Origin of the sequence: Aestuariimicrobium sp. Y1814 (genome assembly GCF_050113895.1) — a bacterium.
Lineage (GTDB): Bacteria > Actinomycetota > Actinomycetes > Propionibacteriales > Propionibacteriaceae > Aestuariimicrobium.
Genome location: NZ_JBNJRW010000018.1, coordinates 1 through 20,258, shown reverse-complemented (window position 1 = coordinate 20,258; position 20,258 = coordinate 1). Strand labels below are relative to the sequence as shown.

Sequence of the window (20,258 nt, the reverse complement as noted above, 5' to 3'; positions counted from 1 at the left end):
CGCACTGCTGCCGTGGTGGCAGCAGTGCGCAGCGGCGTCGGGGACAGCGGTCTGGGGGCGCTCAGTCGTGCTTGGCCTGGGCGGCCCACCAGGGCTTCTGGGCCTCGACCTGCTCCATGAACCGGGCGAAGCGCTCCTGCATCAGGGCGGTGCCCTCCGGGGTGGGTTCGACGGTGCGGGTGCCGCTGCCCATGGCCTCGGCGGCCTCACTGAGGTCGGCGAACTTGCCGGCGCCCACGGCCGCGACCATGGCGGTGCCCAGGGCGCCACCCTCGCTGGTCAGCGGGATGGTGACCGGCTTGCCCATGGCATCGGCGAACATCTGCGGCCAGATCGACGAGGCGGTCACGCCGCCGACCAGTCGGATGTCGTCGACCCCGAAGGCCTCGACCAGCGGGTCGCAGTGCACCTTGTGGTTGAAGGCGATGCCCTCGTAGACCGCCCGCAGCAGGTGGCCGCGGTGGTGCCAGGCGCGCAGGCCCGAGAAGGTGGCCGACCCGTCGATGTTCAGCGGGTTGCCGTAGAGGAACGGCAGGAAGGTGACCAGGTCGTCGGTGTCCTTGGTGGTGGCGATCTCCTTGTCAATGAAGCTGTAGGGGTCTTCGCCCTGGCGCTTCAGCGCGTCCATGTCGGCCTGGCACAGGGTGGTGGCGAACCATTCCAGGTTGGCCGAGCTGGCCGGCGAGATCGACATGTTCATCCACATGCCCTGGTCGACGAAGGCGCGGCAGAACCATTCCTTGCCGAGCTTCGGCTTGTCGGAGATGACCTCGTTGATGCTCCAGGTGCCGGCCATCACGGCCAGCTGCCCGGCGCGGACCGCACCGGCACCGATGGCGCCGGCGTCCACGTCGTGCAGGCCGGCGACCACCGGCAGGCCCTCGGGCAGACCGGTGTGCAGGTGCGACAGGTGGGTCACGTGGCCGACGACGTCGATCGGACGAGCGATCGGCGGGGCCTTCTCCTTGAGCTCCTCGAGTCCGTAGATCTCGAAGGCCTCGTCCACGTAGTCCTGGGTGTGCACGTCGGTGAACGCGGTGCTGGCCTCGGTCAGGTCAGTGCCGACGGTGCCGGTCAGGTGCAAGCGGATGAAGTCCTTGGCGAAGATGAACCAGCGGGCCTTCTCGTAGTTCTCGGGCTCGTTCTCCTTCAGCCAGCGCAGCACCACGCCGGGCGAGGCGGGGCCCACACCCTGGCCGGTGACCCGCAGCAGGTCGTCGAAGCTCGACTCGTTGAGCCGGGCGGCGGTGTTGATGCCACGCGAGTCGAGCGAGAGGATGCCGGGGCGCACGGCGTCGCCGTCCTCGTCGACCAGCCAGGCACCGTCGCCGTGGGCGGAGATGCCGATGGAGACCGCGGTGTCGCCGGCCTGGTCGATCTTGGTGGTGATGCTGCGCATCATCCGGCCGAACAGCGCCCAGAACTCACGCCCGTCGCGTTCGACCCAGTGCGGCTGGGGGATGCCCTGGGGTGATGCCTCACGCGCCGTGTGCACCGGCTCCCCCGCGAGGTTGAAGGCAACAACCTTCATTCCGGTCAAGCCAATGTCAACGCCGAGGACGAGTTCCTGTCCGCTCATGCCTGGGTCTCCTTCCAAGGAGTGAATCGAGTGATGTAGTGGCGGTAGGCAGCGATCTCGGCCTCACGCCGTTCGCTGTCCCACCCGAGGACGCGGGCGCAGATGTCTGCGACCTCGTCCAGCACCCCGACGCCGAGGTCGTTCTCGACGCCGATCATGGTGCGGCGGGCGATCACGTCGGAGAGGCGGAAGCCCTGCTCGCGAGTGATGGCCCATTCGACCTCACCGACGGTGAGCCCGAACGCCTCGTCGAGGACGCGTCGTCGCTCCTCGCTCGAGGTGATGAAACCGATCAGGTCCGGCGCGGCGGTGCCGTACTGGTCGACGAGCCGGTCGAGGATGCGCGGCGCCAGGCCGGCCCCGTCCACCTGCCGGCGCAGCGCCGCCAGGTCGGAGCGACCGCCACCAGGCAGCGCCAGGCTGCGGGTGACCGACTTGCGCTTGATGCCGAACTTCTTGGCGAGGATGTCACCCATGTCCTCACCGACCTGCCGGAAGGTGGTCAGCTTGCCGCCGACCAGGGTGTAGAGGCCCTCGATGCCGTCGTGGGTACGGATGTCGTGGCGGCGGGTGATGTCGGAGACGTCGGAGTCGGCGTCCTTGTACGGCAGCGGGCGCACGCCGGTGAACGAGTACTGGATGTCATCCATGGTCAGGTTCGCCGAGGGGATGACCTTGTTGGTCTCGTGCAGGATGTAGTCGTACTCGTCCTGGGTGGCCGCGGCCATGTCGAGGTCGCCCTCGAAGCGCAGGTCGGTGCTCCCGATCAGGTAGCGCCCCAGCCAGGGGATGACCATCATCGGACGACCGTCGTCGGAGTCGTAGTAGAACGCGTCCTTCGGGGCGCCGGGGAACGGGTTGACCACCATGTGGGTGCCCTTGGTGCCGCCGTTCATGCGGGGCAGGCGCAGTTCGTCGTTGTTCTGCCAGACCTCGTCGATCCAGGGGCCGGCGGCGTTGACGACGAAGCGGGTGGGGACGGTGGCCTCGGCGCCGTTGATCTCGTCGCGGACGACCAATGAGGTGACCTTGCCGCCCTCACGGTTCAGCTTGACGGCGCGCACGTGGGTGAGCACCTCGGCGCCGGCACCCATGGCAGCCTGGGCGATCTCGAGGGTCATCCGCTCGGCGTAGTTGACCTGGGCGTCGGAGTAGACCGCGCCACCCTGCAGGCCGTTCGGGTTGAGCCCGGGCTCGCGGCGCAGGATCTGCTTGCGGGTCATGATGTTGAACCGGTGCACCGACTTGTCGAAGCTGAGCACGTCGTAGGCGACCATGCCGAGCGACAGGATGGCAGCTGAGTGCGCGCCGGTCTTGTAGTAGGGCAGGACGAAGCGCAGTTCCTTGACCAGGTGGGGCGCTGCCTGCAGCAGCCATTCACGCTCCCGCAGCGACTCCCGAACCAGGCCGACGTCGTACTTCTCCAGGTACTTCAGGCCGCCGTGGATCATCTTGCTCGACCACGACGAGGTGCCCGAGCCGAGGTCACCCTTCTCGACCAGCAGGACCCGCAGGCCCCGCAGGGCGGCGTCCCAGGCGATGCCGCAGCCGTTGACGCCGCCACCGACGACCACGACGTCGTAGCCGGCACTGGTGGCCGCGAATCGTTCGCTTCTCGTTTCCTCGGGTGTTGCACCCATGTCGTTCCCCTTCGAACTGGACGGTCTCGCTGCTGTGCGATGTTGCTCAACGATAAGCCAACGAAGCAGTTCGGCAACGTTGCCGATGTGACGGCTTCGACCAGAACGAACACCCTTGTCAGCGCGGGTGTAGCGCGCCATCGTCCGGTTTCGTTGTGATGTTTCAGATCACAACAACCACACAAGTAACACTCAGACTGTGACGACCGGGCAGGCGATTTTCGCCAGTTCGGCGGCGCTGACCCCGGTGGTGGTGACCAGCAGGTCGAAGTCATCGACCGGCACCACCTCATGGGTGGCGCGGTGGCCGAACTTGGAGGCATCGGCCAGCAGGAAACGGGCCCGGGAGCGCTCCATCATCACCCGCTTGATGACCGCATTCTCTTCAACCGGGTGGTACAGGATGCCCTGGTTGATCACCGTGCTCGACATCACGCAGAAGTCGGCACTGAGCCCGCGCAGCACCGACAAGGTGGTCTCACCGGCATAGGAGTCATAGGTCGGCCGGTAGTTGCCGCCGGCCACGAACAACCGCAGCTGCGCGTGCTTCGAGGCCTCGGCGGCCACCGCCTGGGAGTTGGTCAGCACGGTGATCGGGGCCTGTTCAGCCAGCAGCCCGACCAGGGGGATCACGGTGGACGAGTCGTCCAGGAAGACCGTCGAGCCGGGCCGGATGTGCCCGCGGACCTCTTCGCACATCGCCCGCTTGGCGCTGGCATTGAGCGCGACCCGGAAGGCGTGGCTGGTCTCGGTGAACGACGACGACCCCGCGACCGCGGCCCCGTGGCGCAGGAAGACCACCCCGGCGGCCTCGAGTTCGGCCACGTCGCGGTAGACCGTCATGCGGGTCACCCCGAAGTAGTCGGCCAGTTCCTGCATCGGCACCGCGCCCCGTTCGAGGACGCGTTCGGCCATGGCCACCAGCCGCTGCTGCTTGCTGCTGGGCCGCGTCGCCCGGGGCACTCGTTCGGTGTTCATGGCCTTCCCACGGTAGCGCTCGCGGCCGACTTGTGCGGCGTGCCCGACAGGAGCACGATGGGCAGCATGACCGAACGGGTCGAGACCCGCCGGCCCACCCTGGCGCTGGCGGCGCTCGGCGTGGTGTTCGGCGACATCGGGACGAGTCCCCTGTACTCCCTGCAGACGGTGTTTGCCGTCGACAACCATGCCGTACCCCCCGACCGGGTCGACGTCCTGGGCATCATCTCCCTGGTGTTCTGGTCACTGGTCATCGTGGTGAGCGTGAAGTACGTGGCCCTGGTGATGCGGGCCGACAACGACGGCGAGGGTGGCATCCTGGCGTTGGTGGCGCTGCTGCGTGAGCGGCTCAGGGCCCACCCGGGGCTGGCCGTCACGTCACTGCTGCTGGGCATTGTCGGTGCGGCCCTGTTCTACGGCGATTCGGTGATCACCCCGGCGATCTCGGTGATGTCTGCCGTGGAGGGCCTCAAGGTGCTCAGCCCGGCCACCGCCACCTTCGTGGTGCCGGCCTCGGTGGTGGTGCTGACCGCCCTGTTCGCGGTGCAGCGCTTCGGCACCGAGCTCATCGGTCGGGCCTTCGGCCCGGTGATGGCGCTGTGGTTCCTCACCCTGGCCGTGCTGGGGGTGCCGCACATCGTGGCCAACCCGGCGGTGCTGCAGGCCCTGCTGCCCCACCACGCGCTGGTCTTCCTGCTGGACCGGCCGCTGGTCGCCTTCATCGCGATCGGGGCGGTGGTGCTGTGCATCACCGGCGCCGAGGCGCTGTATGCCGACATGGGCCACTTCGGACGAGGTCCGATCGCGCTGGCCTGGTTCAGCCTGGTGCTGCCCTGCCTGCTGTTGAACTACTTCGGGCAGGGGGCGATGATCCTGGAGAACCCGGCCAGCGCGGCCAGCCCCTTCTTCCTGATGGCGCCGCGCTGGGCGTTGGTGCCGCTGGTGGTGCTGGCGACCGCGGCCACCGTGATCGCGTCCCAGTCGGTGATTTCGGGTGCCTTCTCGGTGTCGCGGCAGGCCACCCGGATGGGCCTGCTGCCCCGCCTCGACGTGCGCCACACCTCGCGCCATGAGAGCGGCCAGATCTACATCGGTTCGATCAACTGGTTGCTGTTCGTGGGGGTGCTCACGCTGGTGGCGCTGTTCCACTCCTCGGCCCGGTTGGCCAATGCCTACGGCCTGGCCGTGACCGGCACGCTCGTGTTGACCACCACGGTCTTCCTGTTCCTGGCCCGCCACGTGTGGCGCTGGCCGGCGTGGAAGATGCTGCTGGTGACCATCACCATCGGCGGCCTCGAGGTGGTCTACCTGCTGGCGAACCTCACCAAGGTCTTCCACGGCGGCTGGGTGCCGCTGCTGCTGGCCGGCAGCCTGGTGACGATCATGCTGACCTGGCGGCACGGGCAGGGCCTGCGCGCACAGGCCCGCACCCGGCTCGAAGGCCCGCTGGCGGCCTTCATCGACAAGGTGCACCAGCTCGACGTGCCCCGGGTCGAAGGGGTGGCGGTCTTCCCGCACCATGACCTGACCACGACCCCGCTGGCACTGAAGGAGAACCTGCGCTTCAACCACGTGCTGCACACCACCAACGTGATCGTCACGGTGGTCAACGAGAACGTCCCTCACATCCGCCACGTCGACCGGGCCAGCGTCGACAACCTCGGCTCCGACGACGACGGCATCTTCCGCGTCGTCTACCGGGTCGGCTTCAACGACTCCCAGGACATCCCCAAGGCCCTGCGCTGGGCCCTGGAGAAGCAGCCCGAGATGACCTTCGACCCCGCCGAGGCCCGCTACTTCCTGTCGGTGCTGCGGGTGCGGGGACGACCCGGTTCGCCGATGAGCCACTGGCGCCGGGAACTGTTCCGGTGGCTGGTCTCCCACGAGGCCAGCCGGTCCACGGTATTCCACCTGCCGGCGGCCCGCACGATCGTGATGGGTGGCGAGGTCGAGCTCTGAGGCACCATTTGATTGATTGAACGTTCAAGCATATAGTTGAATTCATGACGACCACTGCCACGGACAACACCGAGATGAACCTCGCCCCCGACACCCGCATGGGGCGCCTGGAACTGCGAGTGCGCGACATGGACACGATGCTGGCGTACTACACCACCGGCGTCGGCCTCGAGCCGCTCGCCGACGAGCCGGGAGCGGTGGTCCTGGGCCACGGCAGCACCCCGATCGTCCGGTTGAGCGAGGCCAAGGGGCTGCGCCCGGCGCGGCGCAACGAGGCCGGCCTGTTCCACACCGCGGTCGTCTACGAGGGCCTGCCGCAGTTGTCAAAGACCCTGGTCAGCATGTTCCAGCACTACCCCGAGACCTACACCGGCACCGGTGACCACTGGGTGTCGCAGGCGTTCTACTTCACCGACCCCGAGGGCAATGGCGTCGAGCTGTACCACGACCGACCCCGTTCGGAATGGTCCTGGAACGGCAACCACGTGGCCATGGGCACCGACTACATCGACCCGATGAACTTCCTGCGCACCCACCTGGGTGGGGTCGACCTCGACAGCCTCGCCCCCACCGAGGCCGAGCTCGGCCACGTGCACCTGCAGGTGGGCGACGTGGCCAGCGTGCACGACTTCTACGTCAAGGCGCTCGGCTTCGACGAGACCGCGAAGCTGGGCAACCAGGCGCTGTTCGTCTCCGCCGGCGGCTACCACCACCACATGGCCATGAACGTGTGGAACTCCCGCGGCGCCGGGCCGCGCGCGAACACGCTCGGCATGGGGGTGGTCGACATCCTGGTTCCCACCGAGGAGGAGGTCGCCAAGGTCAATGAACGGCTGAAGGCGCACCGCCTGAGCAGCACCTACGACGGCCGGACCCTGACGACCCTCGACCCCTGGAACAACGAGATCCGCCTCAGCGTCAGGGCTTGACGACGACCTTCACGCCCTGACCGGTGGCCGAGAACTCGATGGCCTCGACAGCGTCCTCGAGGGCGAATGAGTGGGTGACGATCTTGCCGGCGTCGATGATGCCCGACTCCAGCAGGCGCATGGCGGCCTCGCCGTGCTCTCGCCGCGAGTTGCTGGTACCGGTGACGTCGATCTCGCCGTAGTGGATCGTGTTCGGGTCGAACTCGACCGACCCACCGGCGGGGAACCCGGCGAAGGCATTCACCCGGCCACCCTTGCGGACGACGTTCAGCGCCTCGACGAACAGTTCACCGCGGCCGATGCAGATCACCACGACGTCGGCGCCGCGGCCCTGGGTCAGGCCGCGGACGACCTCGTCCAGTGATTCCTGGCTGGGGTCGACGACGTGGGTGGCGCCCAGTTCGAGGGCGGTCTGGCGGCGGGCCTCGGACAGGTCGGTGACGACCACGTTGGCCGCCCCGCCGATCCGGGCCAGGCTCGCGTGCAGCAGGCCGATGGGGCCTGCGCCCATGATGACGACGGTGTCGCCGAGCTTCTGCTGGTAGTTCTCCCGGCCGTTGAGCACGCACGACAGCGGCTCCATCAGGGCCATGTGCTCGAAGGGCAGGTCGTCACTGAGGGTGACCACGCCGTTGCGCTGGCGCACGGCCTGGGCGGGCAGGATGGCGTACTCGGCCAGACCACCGTTGATCTTGTAGCCGAACAGTTCCACGCTGTCGCAGAAGTGTTCCTCACCGTGGGTGCAGAACCAGCACGAACCACACATCACCGAGGGGATCACCGCGAAGCGGTCGCCCACCTTGTACTGGGTGACGCCCTCACCGAGCTCGACGACCTCACCGGCGATCTCGTGGCCGAGGATGACGCCGCGGTCGATCCCCTTGGACTTCTCACCGCGCAGGATGCGCAGGTCGGTGCCGCACACGGTGTTGGCGCCGACCTTGAACAGCACCTCCCCGGGGCCGGGAGTGGGGGCGGGCACGTCCTCGAGGGCGAGTTCGCCCGGTGCCTTGAAGATGGCTGCCAACATGTCCTTTGTCCTCTGCTTGATGGTTGGGTGGTTTCGGGGGCGGAGCCCCCGGTGGGGGGACCCGGGGCGGAGCCCCCGGGTGTCAGAACTCCTCGGCCACTTCCGGGTCCTTCCCGACCCGTTCCTGCTCGAAGCTGGCGATCAGGGCCAGGTCCTCCTCGGTCAGGTGGAAGTCGTGGATGGACAGGTTCTCGTGGCGCCGCCGGGGGTTGCCCGACTTGGCGATGCAGGGCACACCCTGCTCCCAGATCCAGCGCAGCGCGACCTGGGCGGGGGTGACGCCGTGCGCGGCGGAGATCTGCTGCAGGCGATGGTCCTCGAGCAGGCCCTTGCCGCGTCCGATTGACCCCCATGACTGGACGACCACTCCGCGCTCGGCCATCTGGCGGCGCAGTTCGGCCTGCTGGAACCCGACGTGCAGCTCGACCTGGTTGACCGCAGGCGCCTCACCGGTCTCGGCGACGAGCCGGTCGATGTACTCGGCGGTGAAGTTCGAGACCCCGAGGGTGCGGATCAGGCCCTCGTCGCGCAGTTCACGCATCGACTGCCAGCACTCGACGTACTTGTCGAGCCTGGGCAGCGGCCAGTGGATCAGGTACAGGTCGACGTAGTCGAGCCCGAGGTTGCGCAGGCTGGCCTTGAACGAGCGCTTGGACTGTTCGCGCTCCTGGTCGCCGCCGCGCAGTTTGGTGGTGACCAGCACCCGGTCACGGGGCACCGAGGCGGCCCGCACACCCGCGCCGACACCGGCCTCGTTGTGGTAGCGCTGGCCGGTGTCGACGGCCCGGTAGCCCTCGTCGATCGCCTCACGGACGGCCACCTCGGCGGCGGCGTCGTCCAGCTTCCAGGTGCCGTAGGTCACCGGCGGCAGGACCTGCCCGGAGGAGAGTTCGACGCCCGCTACCTGTGCTTCAGCCATGGCCACCACTCTAGTGGTCAGGACTCCCCTGCTGAACGTCGGCGTCGGTCCAGGTCGACCAGCAGCGCAGCGGTGAGGTCATTGCTGACATGGCGCAGGCGGGTCATGTCGACGGCCTGGTGGCGCTGCCCCACCGTCTGCTCGATCTCACCGAGCACGGCGTCGTCGCTGCGTTCGGCAGCGGCCAGGGCCAGTTCGCTGCGCAGTTCCAGGCTCAGCACCCCACCCTTGCGTTCATCGCGGTCGGCGACCATGGCGGCGGTCTGTTCGGCGTCGGCGGCGACCTCCGGGTCTTCGGTGGTCAGCATCAGCGCGGTGGTCGACAACCGGGTCAGCCCCCGCTGCAGGTCGCCGTCGCCCAGGTCGGTGACCGCCCTGGTCAGCAGTGGGTTGCCACCGCTGTGGGCCTGCTCGCACAGCAACCGCAGCTGCAGGCCCATGAGCCGTTCCCCGGTGCGGGTCTGGGACGAGTAGCGCCCGATCGGCACGGTGAGCGTCTTCGAGTCGCCGGAGGTCTGGCCCATGCTGACAAGTGCCTCCTGGGCCATCTCCTCGACGGTGTGGACGGTGTCGCGCAGCGGCAGCGCCTTGATGCCCAGGGTGGCGACCAGGGCGATGAGCGCCAGCGGCACGGCGACCAGGAAGACGGTGCCCAGCGAGTCGGCCAGGGCGTGGCGAACGGCGTCGGCCACCGCGAGCGGCAGCTGCGCCAGCGCTGCCGGGTCGAGCACGACCCCGGCGTTGATGGTGCTCGGGTCGATGCCGGCCGGCAGGTAGTTCGGCAGGGCCCGCACGAGGCCGAGGTTCATCATGGTGCCGAACATCGAGATGCCGACGGTCTGGCCGAGCACCCGGACGAACTGGGTCGAGGAGGTCGCCACCCCCAGGTCGCGGCGGGAGACGGCGTTCTGGACGATCAGCACGTACTGCTGCATGCAGGCACCCAGGCCGATGCCGAAGACGAACACCGCCAGGCTCAGGTGCCAGGGCGAGTCCCCGTAGGACAACCGGCTCATCAGCCAGGCACCGATGCCCATCAGCAGCACGCCACCCAGGGTGAACTCCTTGTAGCGGCCGGTGCGGGTGATCAGCAGGCCGACCACGATGCTGACCAGGATCATGGCGATGTTCATCGGCATCAGGATCAGGCCCGACTCGGTGGCCGAGGCACCCATCACGCCCTGGGCGTAGACCGGCACGTAGATGATCACCCCGAACATCATCATGGCGATGACGAAGCCGGCGACGTTCGACCAGGTGAAGATCGAGTTGCGGAACAATCGCAGCGGAATGACCGGCTCCTCGACCCTCGACTCGACCCAGACGAACAGCCCGAGCAGCACCGCGCCGCCGACCAACATCACCAGGATCTGCCACGAGCCCCAGGCCAAGGTGGTGCCGCCGAACGAGACGGCCAGCAGCAGCGAGACCATCGCCAGGGTCAAGGTGGTGATGCCCCAGTAGTCGATGCGTCCCTTGGTGGGGGTGTGCGGCAGGTGCAGGAAGCGGGCGATGGCGATGAAGGCGACCACGCCGACGGGGATGCCGGCGTAGAAGAGCACGCGCCACCCGAAGGCGTCGGTCATGGCGCCACCGGCCAGCGGTCCGGCGACCTGGGCCACACCCATCGCGGCGCCCATGTAGCCCTGGTACTTGCCGCGCTGACGCGGCGGAATGATGTCGCCGATGATGGTCTGCGACAGTGGCATCAGCACACCCATGCCGATGCCCTGCACACAGCGGGCGAAGATCAGGAAGCCGAACGACTGGCTCAGCCCGGCCAGCGCAGAGCCGACCATGAACAGGACCAGCCCACCCAGGTAGAACGGTCGGCGTCCGTACATGTCGGACAACTTGCCGACCACCGGGGTGGTCACGGCGGTGACCAGCATCGACGAGGTGGCCAGCCACGAGTAGTGCTCCATGCCGCCGAGTTCGGCGACGATGCGCGGCAGGGCCGGCCCCACGATGGTCATCGAGATCGCCGCGACGAACATGCCGAGGACCAGGCCGAGGAAGACGCGTCTTTCCTGGTGTCCCAGGCTGTATTCAGGAGCTGCCACCGTGACAGGTTACGCGGGTCCGTCGCCCTCGTCGCGCACCGCCGGGAAGCTGATCGTCCCCCACATCGAGGAACCCTCCTCGCGGGGAAGGCTCGCCTTCATCCGTTCGGGGCTCATGGACGTGTCGCTGGTCAGCGCGACCCTGGCCTGGTCGAGCGAGAGCCCGGTCAGCTGCAGCAGGTCGACGACCACGGCCCGCAGCAGCGAGACCAGGGCGGCGGTGCGCCAGTCGTCGGCCTCCCCCACCTCGAAGGGGGCCAGTTCCTTGGCGATCACCGCCGCCTCCGAGCGGGCGAGCACCGGTTTGTTCCAGTGGCCGACCGAGGTGGCCAGGTGGCGCATCGCCCGGGCAACCTCCTTGACCAGCCGGCCCGCCTCCGGGCTGGGCCCGCCCTCACCGACGATCGCGCGGGCCTGGCGGGCCAGCATCGTCATCGACGTGTGCATCCGGCCGGTGATGGCCAGCAGGCGGTCGATCTCGGCCAGGTCGACCCGTTCGGCTCGCAGGCGGGGGTTGATCATGGCCAGGTCGACGGCCGAGGACAACGCGGCCCCACCGTCGGTGACCTGGTGGCGGGCCACCTGTAGGTGCCCGAAAGCCGCGCGGATGTGGTTGCCGTCGCCCTTGGTCAGCCCGTCACCGATGGCGCCCAGGCCGTCGGCGAGCCGCAGGATGGCGGTACTGGCGTAGCGGCGGGGTCGGCTGGTGATGTTGGTCGGCAGGATGATCGAGGCCACCAGGGCCACGCCGGCCCCGACCAGTGCGTCGATCCAACGGGCAAACCCGCTCTGCTGCTGACCGGGGGCCAGCACCAGGCTGGCCATCGAGGCGACGACCATGGCGTTGATGGTCGACTGGAAGGTCACCAGGTCGGAGCGGTCGATGAAGCGGGCCACCAGCGGGGTGACCAGCATGATCAGCAGCAGCTGCCACCAGCCGAAGCCGATGAACCGGTCGACCATCTCGCCGACGAACACCCCAAAGGTGGCGCCCAAACCGATCTCGAGCACCCGGCGCGGCTGGCGGTTGCGGCTGAACCCCATGGCCAAGTAGCAGGCGATGGCACTGAAGACCGGGTGCTCCTGGCCCAGCGGGTAACGGCAGATCAGCCAGGCGATGGTGGCCATGACAGCCGACTGGGTGTTCGGCACGATCGCACCACGCACCCGCGCCCAGCCGCTGCGGATGCGTGACTGGGCATAGGCCACCAGTGCCTGCCATCCCCGCTCACGCCCCTGGTCCATGGGCGTGAGTCTAGGGCGGCAGCGGGGTTCAGCAGGTGACGGTCCGTGCCGACAGGTCGACCCAGCCCTGCTGGACGCTCGGTTCCGGGCCGGCCGAGCGTGAGTCCATCGGGTCACGCAGCAGCACGTCGTCGACGGTCAGCTGGTATTCGGTGTCGGGGCCGGACTCGGTGGCCGAGGGCAGCAGGATCACTGCCCCGGTGCGCAGGTCGACCAGCTTCCACGGGTTGTTCAGGTCACGGACGAGGGCGAAGTTGGTGCCGACCTGGGCGTCCTCCACGGCCTGGGCGTTCGGGACCAGCGGCAGCGGCTGGTCCATGTCCGGCGACCAGACCATGAGGTGGCCCTCGGCGTCGTTGCTGTCGCGGAAGGTCCAGGTGGACCCGTTGGTGGTGACCGGCGGGTACATCACGACCGGCTCGGTGGGTGCCGGGCCGGTGCCCACCACCTGTACCTCGTCGGCGCCGGGCACGGCGATCAGGTAGCGTCCGCCGGTGAGCAGTGAGGGCGTCACGTCGGCGCCGGTGTGGACGACGCTCTGGGTGAGGTTGGCCAGTTCGACCAGGTGGACCGTGGTCTGTCCGGTGGTGGCCTCGACCAGGCTGATCAGGGCGTAGCCGTCGCGGACCTGGACCCAGGAGCCGTCATAGGAGGTCATCAACCTGGTGGCCTCACCGCCCTGCTCGGCGTCCCAGGTCCAGACCTCCTGGCCGGGGTCGCCGGAGTTGGCCGTCAGCGCGGTCACCAGGACGACGAAGCGGCCGTCGGTGTAGGCGCGCATGACGCCCTGGGTCTCGGGCAGGGACAGGACCTGGGTGGTGACGCCGCCCCGGATCACGCTGGCGGTGGGCCCGTCGGAGGTCACCACCAGCTGCCCGCGCGCATCGGCGGTCAGCAGGCCCGGCTGGTCGGTGAAGTCGAAGGGCATCCCGCCCGGGCTGCACAGTGTGCTCACCCGGGTCGCCGTGGGCGCGGGGCTGGTGGGGGTGCCGGCGATGCCGTCCGGCTGGTTCCACAGGCCCCCCGACAAGGTGACCGCCAGCGCGGTCACGGCAGCCACGGCGGCCGCCCCGACCCCGGTCGCGGTCAGCCGGCGGCGGGCGCGGGCCCGGTGGGCCAGGCGCAGAATCTGGGTGCCGTTGAGGCCGGCGGGTCGGTCCTGGTCCCACATGTCACGCAGGTCATTGGTGTTCATCGCGCCATACCCCCCATCGTGGCGGCCTCGGCCACCCGCAGCTTCGCCAGTGCCCGCGAGACCGTGCTCTTCACGGTGCCCACGGAGATGCCCAGGTGGTCGGCCACCTCGGCCTCGGAAAGGTCCTCGCCGTAGCGCAGGACCACCGCGGCGCGTTCCCGCGTCGTCAACCGGTCCAGGTTGCGGCGCACCTCGTCGCGGGTGATGGCCACCGTCTCCGGCGACCGGCCGTCCGGGGTGACCAGGTGCAGTTCCCCATCGCTCATGGCGACCTCGTGGGCCCCGTCACGCACCCCTGACTTGCGCATCCACCGCAGCCCGCGGCGCTGCCCGTCGGTGTGGGCGTTGACCATGATCTGGCGGACGTAACCGTAGGCCCCCTGGGCAGGGTCGATCGACTTCCACTTGCGGTAGGCGCGCTCCAGTGAGGTCTGGACGAGGTCTAGCGCCTCGTCCTGGTTCCGCGTCAGGTGCAGCGCCACCCGCATCAGCTCGGGGCTTCGTTCGTCCACAAAGGCAACGAAACTGGCATCAGCGTCGTTCATGACCCCCTCCTCTCGCCCCTTCTACGACTACCGGGCTGCGGGGTTGTGCGCTACTCGCCCTCGGGTTCGGGCAGTCGTCCCTGCTTCACGGCCTTGACCATGGCCTCGTGGTCGGCCTCGGTCTGGTCGGCGTACTTGCGGGCGAACGACACAAACGCTTCGGGGACGGCGTCGGACTTGCCGATGTAGCCGCCGATGATCGAGGTGCCCGAGGTGCGGGCGTGCCCCTTGGCCAGCAGCAGCCCCAGCACCTTGGCGTAGTCGGCCAGGGCCCCGGCGTCCAGGTCGTCGACGATGACTGCGCCCTTCATGTTGCGGTACTGGCGCACGTAGAGGTGCAGGTCGCCCCGGTCACCGCCGGCGCTGCACCAGCCCAGCAACGGGTCGGATGCGGTCTGCAGGGCCTGCTGGTACTCCACCACCCGACGGCCCTGGTGGTCGTGCATCGGGGTTTCTCCATGGATGAACGGGGCCAGCACCGAGCGGCGGGCCTCCTTCAACTGCAGGAACAGCACGTCGTCGGGGCTGGAGCCCTCGAGCAGTGCGATGAAGGCCCGCAGCCCGACCGAGCCGACCCCGACCACCTTGTGGGCGACGTCGACCAGGGTGTAGCCGCTGACGATGCGGGCCCACTGGGTGGGCAGGGTGGTGAGGTAGTCGTCCAGCGCGGTCGCGATCTGGTCGGCGCGAGCCTGGGACGAGCGTAGCGTAATCGGCGGTGAGTCGATGATGCGCCGCCCGCCCTCGATGTCGGGTTCGGTGAGCTTGGGCAGCTTGCGGTCCGAGGTCTGCCGGCGGGCCTTGGCGGTGGCCCGCGCGACCTCGTCGCGCAGGCTCGGTTCGCTGACGGTCTCGTTGAGCCGGTCGACGTCGAGCCGGGCAAAGGCGCGGGTCAGCAGGGGCTGTTCGGCCAGCAGCCGCAGTTCGTCGCGGTAGGCCCGCACGCAGTTGGCGACCGCCTCGGCGCACTGGTCCTCGCGCAGCCCGTTCTCCCGACCGGCCACCCACACGCTGGCGACCAGGCGACGCACGTCCCATTCCCAGGGGCCCGGGTGGGCCTCGTCGAAGTCGTTCAGGTCGATGACCAGTTCTCCTTCACTGGTGCGGTAGAAGCCGAAGTTGCCCAGGTGGGCGTCACCACAGATCACCGGCATGATGCCGGTGAAGGCCATCACGGCCGAGTCGGAGGCCGACACATTGGCCGCACCGCGCAGGAAACCGTAGGGCGAGGCCGTCATGCGTGCCACCCGCAAGGGGATGAGCCGCTCGATGCGGCCCTGGTGGGCCTCGATGATCTGTTCGACCGGGTCGACAAGGCGCGCCGAGGGGTCCCAGTGGGCCAGCTCGTGGCGGGGAACCTGCTTGCGCAGCCCCTTGCCGTAGGCCTTGCGCACCTCGCGCGGGGCGGTGTGGCGGCGCACCGAGAATCCCTCATGGACCGGTGGTTTCCCACCCCACAGTCCCGTGCCCTCATCAAGTACGGCAGACTCTTGGTCAGAGGTGCGGACCTCGGTCATCGTGTCGAAGGTGGACGCCGCATGCGCAGTGGTCGCAGTCATGCCCATGATCTTGCCACTCCCACACCGCCGTTGGGTGCCGCCCACTAGTGTGAGGCTTGCTGGGGCCACCCCAGGGGCCACCTGAAGGGAATGGAGACAACGAATGTCTGAACTGATTGACAAGGCGCTGGAAAACGCCACCGACACCCAGGCGATCGTCACCGGGCGTGGCGTTGTCAACCAGACCGGTGAGGTGTTCAAGAAGGTCTTCGGGGACGCCCGCGCGATCCTCGTGGCCGACGAGAACACCTGGGCCGTCGCCGGTGAGCAGGTCAAGGCCAGCCTCGAAGCCGCTGGTGTCGAGCTGGAGGAGCCCCACATCTTCCCGGGCACCCCGACGCTGTATGCCGGCTACGAGAACGTCACGATCGTGCGTGAGGTGCTGGAGAAGGTTGACGCCGTGGCGGTCTCGATCGCCGGCGGCACCCTCAACGACATCACCAAGCTGGCCTCTGGCGAGCTGGGTCGACTGTACATGAACGTCTGCACCGCGGCCTCGATGGACGGCTACGCCGCCTTCGGCGCCTCGATCACCCGTGACGGGTTCAAGATCACCCGCAACTGCCCCGCCCCGACCGCCCTGGTGGCCGACTACGAGATCATGGCCGCCGCCCCGGCCCGCCTGACCGCGACCGGTCTGGGTGACCTGATCGAGAAGGTGCCCGGTGGCGCCGACTGGCTGGTCGCCGACGAGCTGGGCGTGGAGGCCTTGGACGACTACGTCTGGGACCTGGTGCAGGGCCCGCTGCGCGAAGCCCTGTCGAACCCCGACGGCCTGGCCGCCGGTGACCCGGACGCGATCGTCGGGCTGGCCGACGAGCTGCTGCTGTCGGGCCTGGCCATGCAGGCCCACCAGTCCTCGCGCCCCGCCTCGGGTGCCGGGCACAACTTCAGCCACCAGTGGGAGATGGAGGGCCACGGCCTCGACTGGGAGCCCCCGCTGAGCCATGGCCAGAAGGTCGGCATCGGCACCATCGCCTCGTCGGCGGTCTACGACATCCTCGACCAGCTCGACGTGGCCGGGGTCGACCCCGAGAAGCGGGCTGCGGAGTGGCTCACCCCCGAGCAGAATGACCAGCGCATCATCGACCTGCAGCCGATCCCGGCGATCCAGGAAGCTGCGCTGGGCCAGTCGCGGGCCAAGTACATCCCGGCCGAGCAGGTCGCCGAGCGCGTCCAGCTGATCAAGGACCACTGGGACACCATCCTCACCCGGGTCAAGCCGCAGGTGATGAGCGCCCCCGAGATCGCCGACATCCTGAAGCGCGTCGGTGGGCCCTACCACGTGTCGCAGATCGACATCTCGCTGGAGAAGCTGAAGCTGACCTACTACCAGAGCCAGACCATCCGTTCGCGCTACACGATCATGGATGCGCTGTTCGAGCTGGGCCTGCTCGACGAGGTCGTCGAGAAGCTGTTCGGCCCCGACGGCTACTGGACGAACGCCCCGGTGCCGACCGAGGGCAACATCTACCCCACCGCCTGATTCCCGGCGTCGGTTCGGCCCCCATTCCGTGTCTGCGGGTGGGGGCCGAACCGGTCGGCCTCACCCCCGTGGGAACCACGTCCATGACCAACCTCGTGGTGCTCACCGGAGCCGGCATCTCGGCCGAATCCGGCCTGGCCACCTTCCGCGCCAGCGACGGGCTCTGGGAGAACCACCGCATCGAAGACGTCGCCACCCCCGAGGGCTTCGCCCGCAACCCCGACCTGGTCCACCGGTTCTACGACGGACGCCGCGCCCAGGCCGCCACCGTCGAGCCGAACCCCGCCCACCAGGCACTGGCCCGGCTGGAGACCAGCGTCACCGCCGCCGGGGGCAGGTTCACCCTGATCACCCAGAACATCGACGACCTGCACGAACGCGCCGGCTCGTACCGGGTCCTGCACATGCACGGCGAGCTCAACAGCGCACTGTGCTCGACCTGCGGCGCCCGCACCCCCTGGACCGGACCGCTCGGCGACCACCCCAACTGCCCGGTCTGCCACGACCCGGCGCTGCGCCCCGACGTGGTCTGGTTCGGCGAGGTGCCCTACCACCTCGACCGCATCGAGCGGGTGCTCGACGACTGTGACCTGTTCGTGGTGATCGGCACCTCCGGGGTGGTCTACCCCGCTGCCGGGTTGGCCTCCCTCGCCCGGGCGGCCGGCGCCCGCACCATCCTGCTCAACCTCGAGGAGCAGGAGGGATGGGTGCGCTATGACGAGGTGCGCCTCGGGCCGGCGACCGAGGTCGTGCCGCAGTTCGTTGCCGATGTGACCAGTCGGCCAGACTGGTGACATGCCTCGCCCCCTCGCCTCGCTGTTCGCTGCGACCACGCTCGCCACTGCCCTGCTGCTCGCCGGCGGGTGGGCACTGCTGCGCAGCCGGCGGGCATGACCCGGGTCCGGGCGGGCCTGGCGGCGGTGCTGATGGCCGTGCTCGCCACGCTGCTGCTGGTCCCCGTGCAGGGGCTGCGGGTGGTCGGCGCCGATCCGACGAGCCTGTTCAGTTCCGCCTGGCTCGCCGGGGTGCTCCCGGCGACGCTGTGGTCGGTCGGGTTGGTCGCGGTCGCGGCGGTGGGCAGTTGGCTGCTGCGGGCTCGTCCGGGGTGGCCGCCGGGGTGACCTCGCTCGCGGTGGTGGCACCGGTGCTGGTGGGCCACACCCGCACGGTCTCACCGGGCTGGGCGATGGTGCTCGCCGACGCGCTGCATCTGCTGGCCGGGGCATGGTGGCTGGGTGGCGTGGTCGCCCTGGCGCTGCTGCTGGCCCGCCGGGACGACGCCGACCCCGAGGTCGACAAGGCCGCTGCCGTGGCCCTGTTCTCGGGCCTCGCGCTGGTCGCCGCTGGTGATGGCCGTCACCGGCTCGCTGACCCAGCTCACCCCGCATGCGCACACCCGCGAACTGGGCACCGCGTCGAGCGCCGAGCTGCAGGTCAGCTCGCAGGGCCTGGAGCTGACCGGTCGGGCGAGCCCGCTGCTGGTGGGCGAGAACCGCTTCGAGTTCACGCTCACCCACGACGGCACCCCGGTGGGGGGCACCCCCGGCCGGTTCACGGCCGTGGTGCACCTGCCCACCGCCGGCACCTGGCAGCTCCAGGTCAGCGTCCGGGTCTCGCAGTTCGACCAGCCGGTGGCGGTGGTGCGGGTGCCCATCCGCTGAACTCACTGGTTGACCACTGGGGTGGACGAGGCGAATCGTCTTGTCTGCACCCCGGGTCCATCGGGCCACTGCCAGGCTGAGCGAGTCGCCCTTCGGGGACGACCTGGCTGAGAGTTGCAGGGCTCGGTGGCCCGGGACGCGCAGATCGGCCATAGGGCTATGCGCCAAGGACCCGGCAAGGTCCCGGAGCGCCTCAGTGAGCGACCGACCGTCACGTCCCGGACCGGAGTGCTGAATCCGTGGGCTGACGGAAGGAGCACTCTCATGATTGAGGCTACGCCCACCTACGCCGGGATCGACTGGTCCTGGCAGCACCACGCGCTGTGCATCGTCGACGACGACGGACAGCGCATCGAGGAAGCAACCGTGCCGCACACACGGCCCGGGTTGACCAAGATCACCACCCTGCTGCGTCGCCATGGCGTGGAACGGATCGGGATCGAGCGCGGCGACGGACCGGTGGTCGAGCACCTGATCCGCGACGGGTTCGAAGTCGTCGTGATCAGTGCACGGCAGGTGAAGTCACTGCGTGCCCGCTACGGCTCCGCGGGGAACAAGGACGACCGGTTCGACGCGTTCGTGCTGGCCGACGCGTTGCGCACCGACGCCGGTCGCTGGGCGATCGTGCAACCAGACAGCGAACAGACGATCGCGCTGCGGATGCTGGTGCGCGCCCGCCACGATCTGATCGATCACCGGATCGCCGTGCACAACCAACTGCTCGCAGTGCTGCAGCACAACTTCCCCGGCGCGATCGGCCTGTTCAGCCAGCTCGACATCCCCATCAGCCTGGCGTTCCTGCGCCGATTCCCCAGCGAAGCCAAAGCAGCCTGGCTCAGCGAGCTGCGGATGGCGCACTGGCTCAAGGCCAACGCATACTGCGGCCGCCACACCCCGACCCGGCTGGTCGACCACCTGCACGAAGCTGCGACCGGCCGCGTCAGCGGCGCGGCAGCCGAAGCCAGCGAGGTCATCGTGCTGACCCTCGTTGATCTGCTCGCCACCCTGCGTGATGAACAAGCCCGGCTCGAGGCCCGGATCAAGGAAGCACTCCTGGCTCACCCCGACGGCCCGATCTTCCAGTCCCTGCCCCGCGCCGGGACCGTCCGCGCAGCCACCCTGCTGGCCGAGATCGGCGACTGCCGGGCCAGGTTCCCCGACCCCCCAGCACTCGCCGCAGCCGCCGGCGTCGCACCATCGACCAGGCAGTCCGGCAAGCACCTCAACGTCGCCTACCGACGCGGCTGCAACAAACAACTCCGGGCAGCACTGGTCGACTGGGCCCAAGACACGCCCCGCGCGAACGCCTGGGCACGCGACACCTACGACCGCGCCCGAGCCCGCGGCTGCCGACACCCCCACGCAGCAAGAATCCTGGCCCAAAACTGGACCAGGATCCTGTGGCGCTGCTGGCACGACCACACGCCCTACAACCCCGACCTACACGGCCGACTCAACAGCCTCCTGACG

18 protein-coding genes are annotated in these 20,258 nt (G+C 69.0%); 7 read left to right on the top strand and 11 right to left on the bottom strand.

Translation table 11 applies throughout. From position 1 onward, the window contains the following. Positions 1–61: 61 nt before the first annotated feature. The 3 genes from ACQE3C_RS14595 to ACQE3C_RS14585 form a co-directional block, all read right to left on the bottom strand. Entirely contained in the window at positions 62–1,579 is a 1,518-nt protein-coding gene (locus ACQE3C_RS14595) for an FGGY-family carbohydrate kinase (protein WP_434539866.1), read from the bottom strand. Further along, complete coding sequence (locus tag ACQE3C_RS14590; protein ID WP_434539865.1) at positions 1,576–3,219, bottom strand: glycerol-3-phosphate dehydrogenase/oxidase; 1,644 nt, start codon at positions 3,217–3,219, stop codon at positions 1,576–1,578. Before ACQE3C_RS14590 ends, ACQE3C_RS14595 begins: the two co-directional genes overlap by 4 nt. Positions 3,220–3,411: 192 nt before the next feature. Next, entirely contained in the window at positions 3,412–4,197 is a 786-nt protein-coding gene (locus ACQE3C_RS14585) for a DeoR/GlpR family DNA-binding transcription regulator (protein WP_434539864.1), read from the bottom strand. A gap of 66 nt (positions 4,198–4,263) precedes the next feature. Between ACQE3C_RS14585 and ACQE3C_RS14580 the strand changes: the two genes are divergently transcribed. After that, entirely contained in the window at positions 4,264–6,156 is a 1,893-nt protein-coding gene (locus tag ACQE3C_RS14580; RefSeq protein WP_434539863.1) for a potassium transporter Kup, read from the top strand. A 44-nt stretch (positions 6,157–6,200) separates the two neighbouring features. Further along, complete coding sequence (locus ACQE3C_RS14575; RefSeq protein WP_434539862.1) at positions 6,201–7,085, top strand: VOC family protein; 885 nt, start codon at positions 6,201–6,203, stop codon at positions 7,083–7,085. Here the strand turns inward: ACQE3C_RS14575 and ACQE3C_RS14570 are convergent. The 7 genes from ACQE3C_RS14570 to ACQE3C_RS14540 all read right to left on the bottom strand — a co-directional run bounded on the left by ACQE3C_RS14570 (position 7,075) and on the right by ACQE3C_RS14540 (position 15,641). After that, positions 7,075–8,115, bottom strand: a complete 1,041-nt coding sequence (locus ACQE3C_RS14570) for a zinc-binding dehydrogenase (protein ID WP_434539861.1) — start codon at positions 8,113–8,115, stop codon at positions 7,075–7,077. The two genes, ACQE3C_RS14575 and ACQE3C_RS14570, sit on opposite strands and share 11 nt — an antisense overlap. Positions 8,116–8,197: 82 nt before the next feature. Continuing rightward, complete coding sequence (locus ACQE3C_RS14565; protein ID WP_434539860.1) at positions 8,198–9,034, bottom strand: aldo/keto reductase; 837 nt, start codon at positions 9,032–9,034, stop codon at positions 8,198–8,200. Positions 9,035–9,051: 17 nt separating this feature from the next. Beyond that, positions 9,052–11,097, bottom strand: coding sequence for an MDR family MFS transporter (locus tag ACQE3C_RS14560; protein ID WP_434539859.1), 2,046 nt, complete (start codon positions 11,095–11,097; stop codon positions 9,052–9,054). Between the two features lie 9 nt (positions 11,098–11,106). Next, positions 11,107–12,342: an FUSC family protein gene (locus tag ACQE3C_RS14555; protein ID WP_434539858.1), complete on the bottom strand. Its 1,236-nt coding sequence runs from the start codon at positions 12,340–12,342 to the stop codon at positions 11,107–11,109. Positions 12,343–12,370: 28 nt separating this feature from the next. Beyond that, positions 12,371–13,537, bottom strand: coding sequence for a hypothetical protein (locus tag ACQE3C_RS14550; RefSeq protein WP_434539857.1), 1,167 nt, complete (start codon positions 13,535–13,537; stop codon positions 12,371–12,373). After that, on the bottom strand, positions 13,534–14,082 hold the full coding sequence (locus tag ACQE3C_RS14545; protein ID WP_434539856.1) for a SigE family RNA polymerase sigma factor: 549 nt from the start codon (positions 14,080–14,082) through the stop codon (positions 13,534–13,536). Before ACQE3C_RS14545 ends, ACQE3C_RS14550 begins: the two co-directional genes overlap by 4 nt. 50 nt (positions 14,083–14,132) lie before the next feature. Beyond that, positions 14,133–15,641 (bottom strand): DUF2252 domain-containing protein, encoded by a 1,509-nt coding sequence (locus tag ACQE3C_RS14540; RefSeq protein WP_434539855.1) that lies wholly within the window; start codon positions 15,639–15,641, stop codon positions 14,133–14,135. A 103-nt stretch (positions 15,642–15,744) separates the two neighbouring features. Between ACQE3C_RS14540 and ACQE3C_RS14535 the strand changes: the two genes are divergently transcribed. The 3 genes from ACQE3C_RS14535 to ACQE3C_RS14525 all read left to right on the top strand — a co-directional run bounded on the left by ACQE3C_RS14535 (position 15,745) and on the right by ACQE3C_RS14525 (position 18,248). Beyond that, complete coding sequence (locus ACQE3C_RS14535; RefSeq protein WP_434539854.1) at positions 15,745–17,127, top strand: sn-glycerol-1-phosphate dehydrogenase; 1,383 nt, start codon at positions 15,745–15,747, stop codon at positions 17,125–17,127. An 83-nt stretch (positions 17,128–17,210) separates the two neighbouring features. After that, positions 17,211–17,921, top strand: coding sequence for an NAD-dependent deacylase (locus tag ACQE3C_RS14530; RefSeq protein ID WP_434539853.1), 711 nt, complete (start codon positions 17,211–17,213; stop codon positions 17,919–17,921). 96 nt (positions 17,922–18,017) lie between these two features. Then, on the top strand, positions 18,018–18,248 hold the full coding sequence (locus ACQE3C_RS14525) for a hypothetical protein (protein WP_434539852.1): 231 nt from the start codon (positions 18,018–18,020) through the stop codon (positions 18,246–18,248). A gap of 50 nt (positions 18,249–18,298) precedes the next feature. On the opposite strand, the gene ACQE3C_RS14520 is transcribed toward ACQE3C_RS14525, so the two are convergent. After that, positions 18,299–18,487: a hypothetical protein gene (locus ACQE3C_RS14520; protein WP_434539851.1), complete on the bottom strand. Its 189-nt coding sequence runs from the start codon at positions 18,485–18,487 to the stop codon at positions 18,299–18,301. On the opposite strand from ACQE3C_RS14520, the gene ACQE3C_RS14515 reads away from it, so the two are divergent. Continuing rightward, positions 18,477–18,788 carry a hypothetical protein gene (locus tag ACQE3C_RS14515; RefSeq protein ID WP_434539850.1) on the top strand — a complete coding sequence of 104 codons (312 nt, stop codon included), beginning with the start codon at positions 18,477–18,479 and terminating at the stop codon, positions 18,786–18,788. The genes ACQE3C_RS14520 and ACQE3C_RS14515 overlap by 11 nt on opposite strands. A 264-nt stretch (positions 18,789–19,052) precedes the next feature. Next, positions 19,053–20,258 (top strand): IS110 family transposase (locus ACQE3C_RS14510; RefSeq protein WP_434538698.1); only part of this gene is annotated, 1,206 nt, incomplete at its 3' end.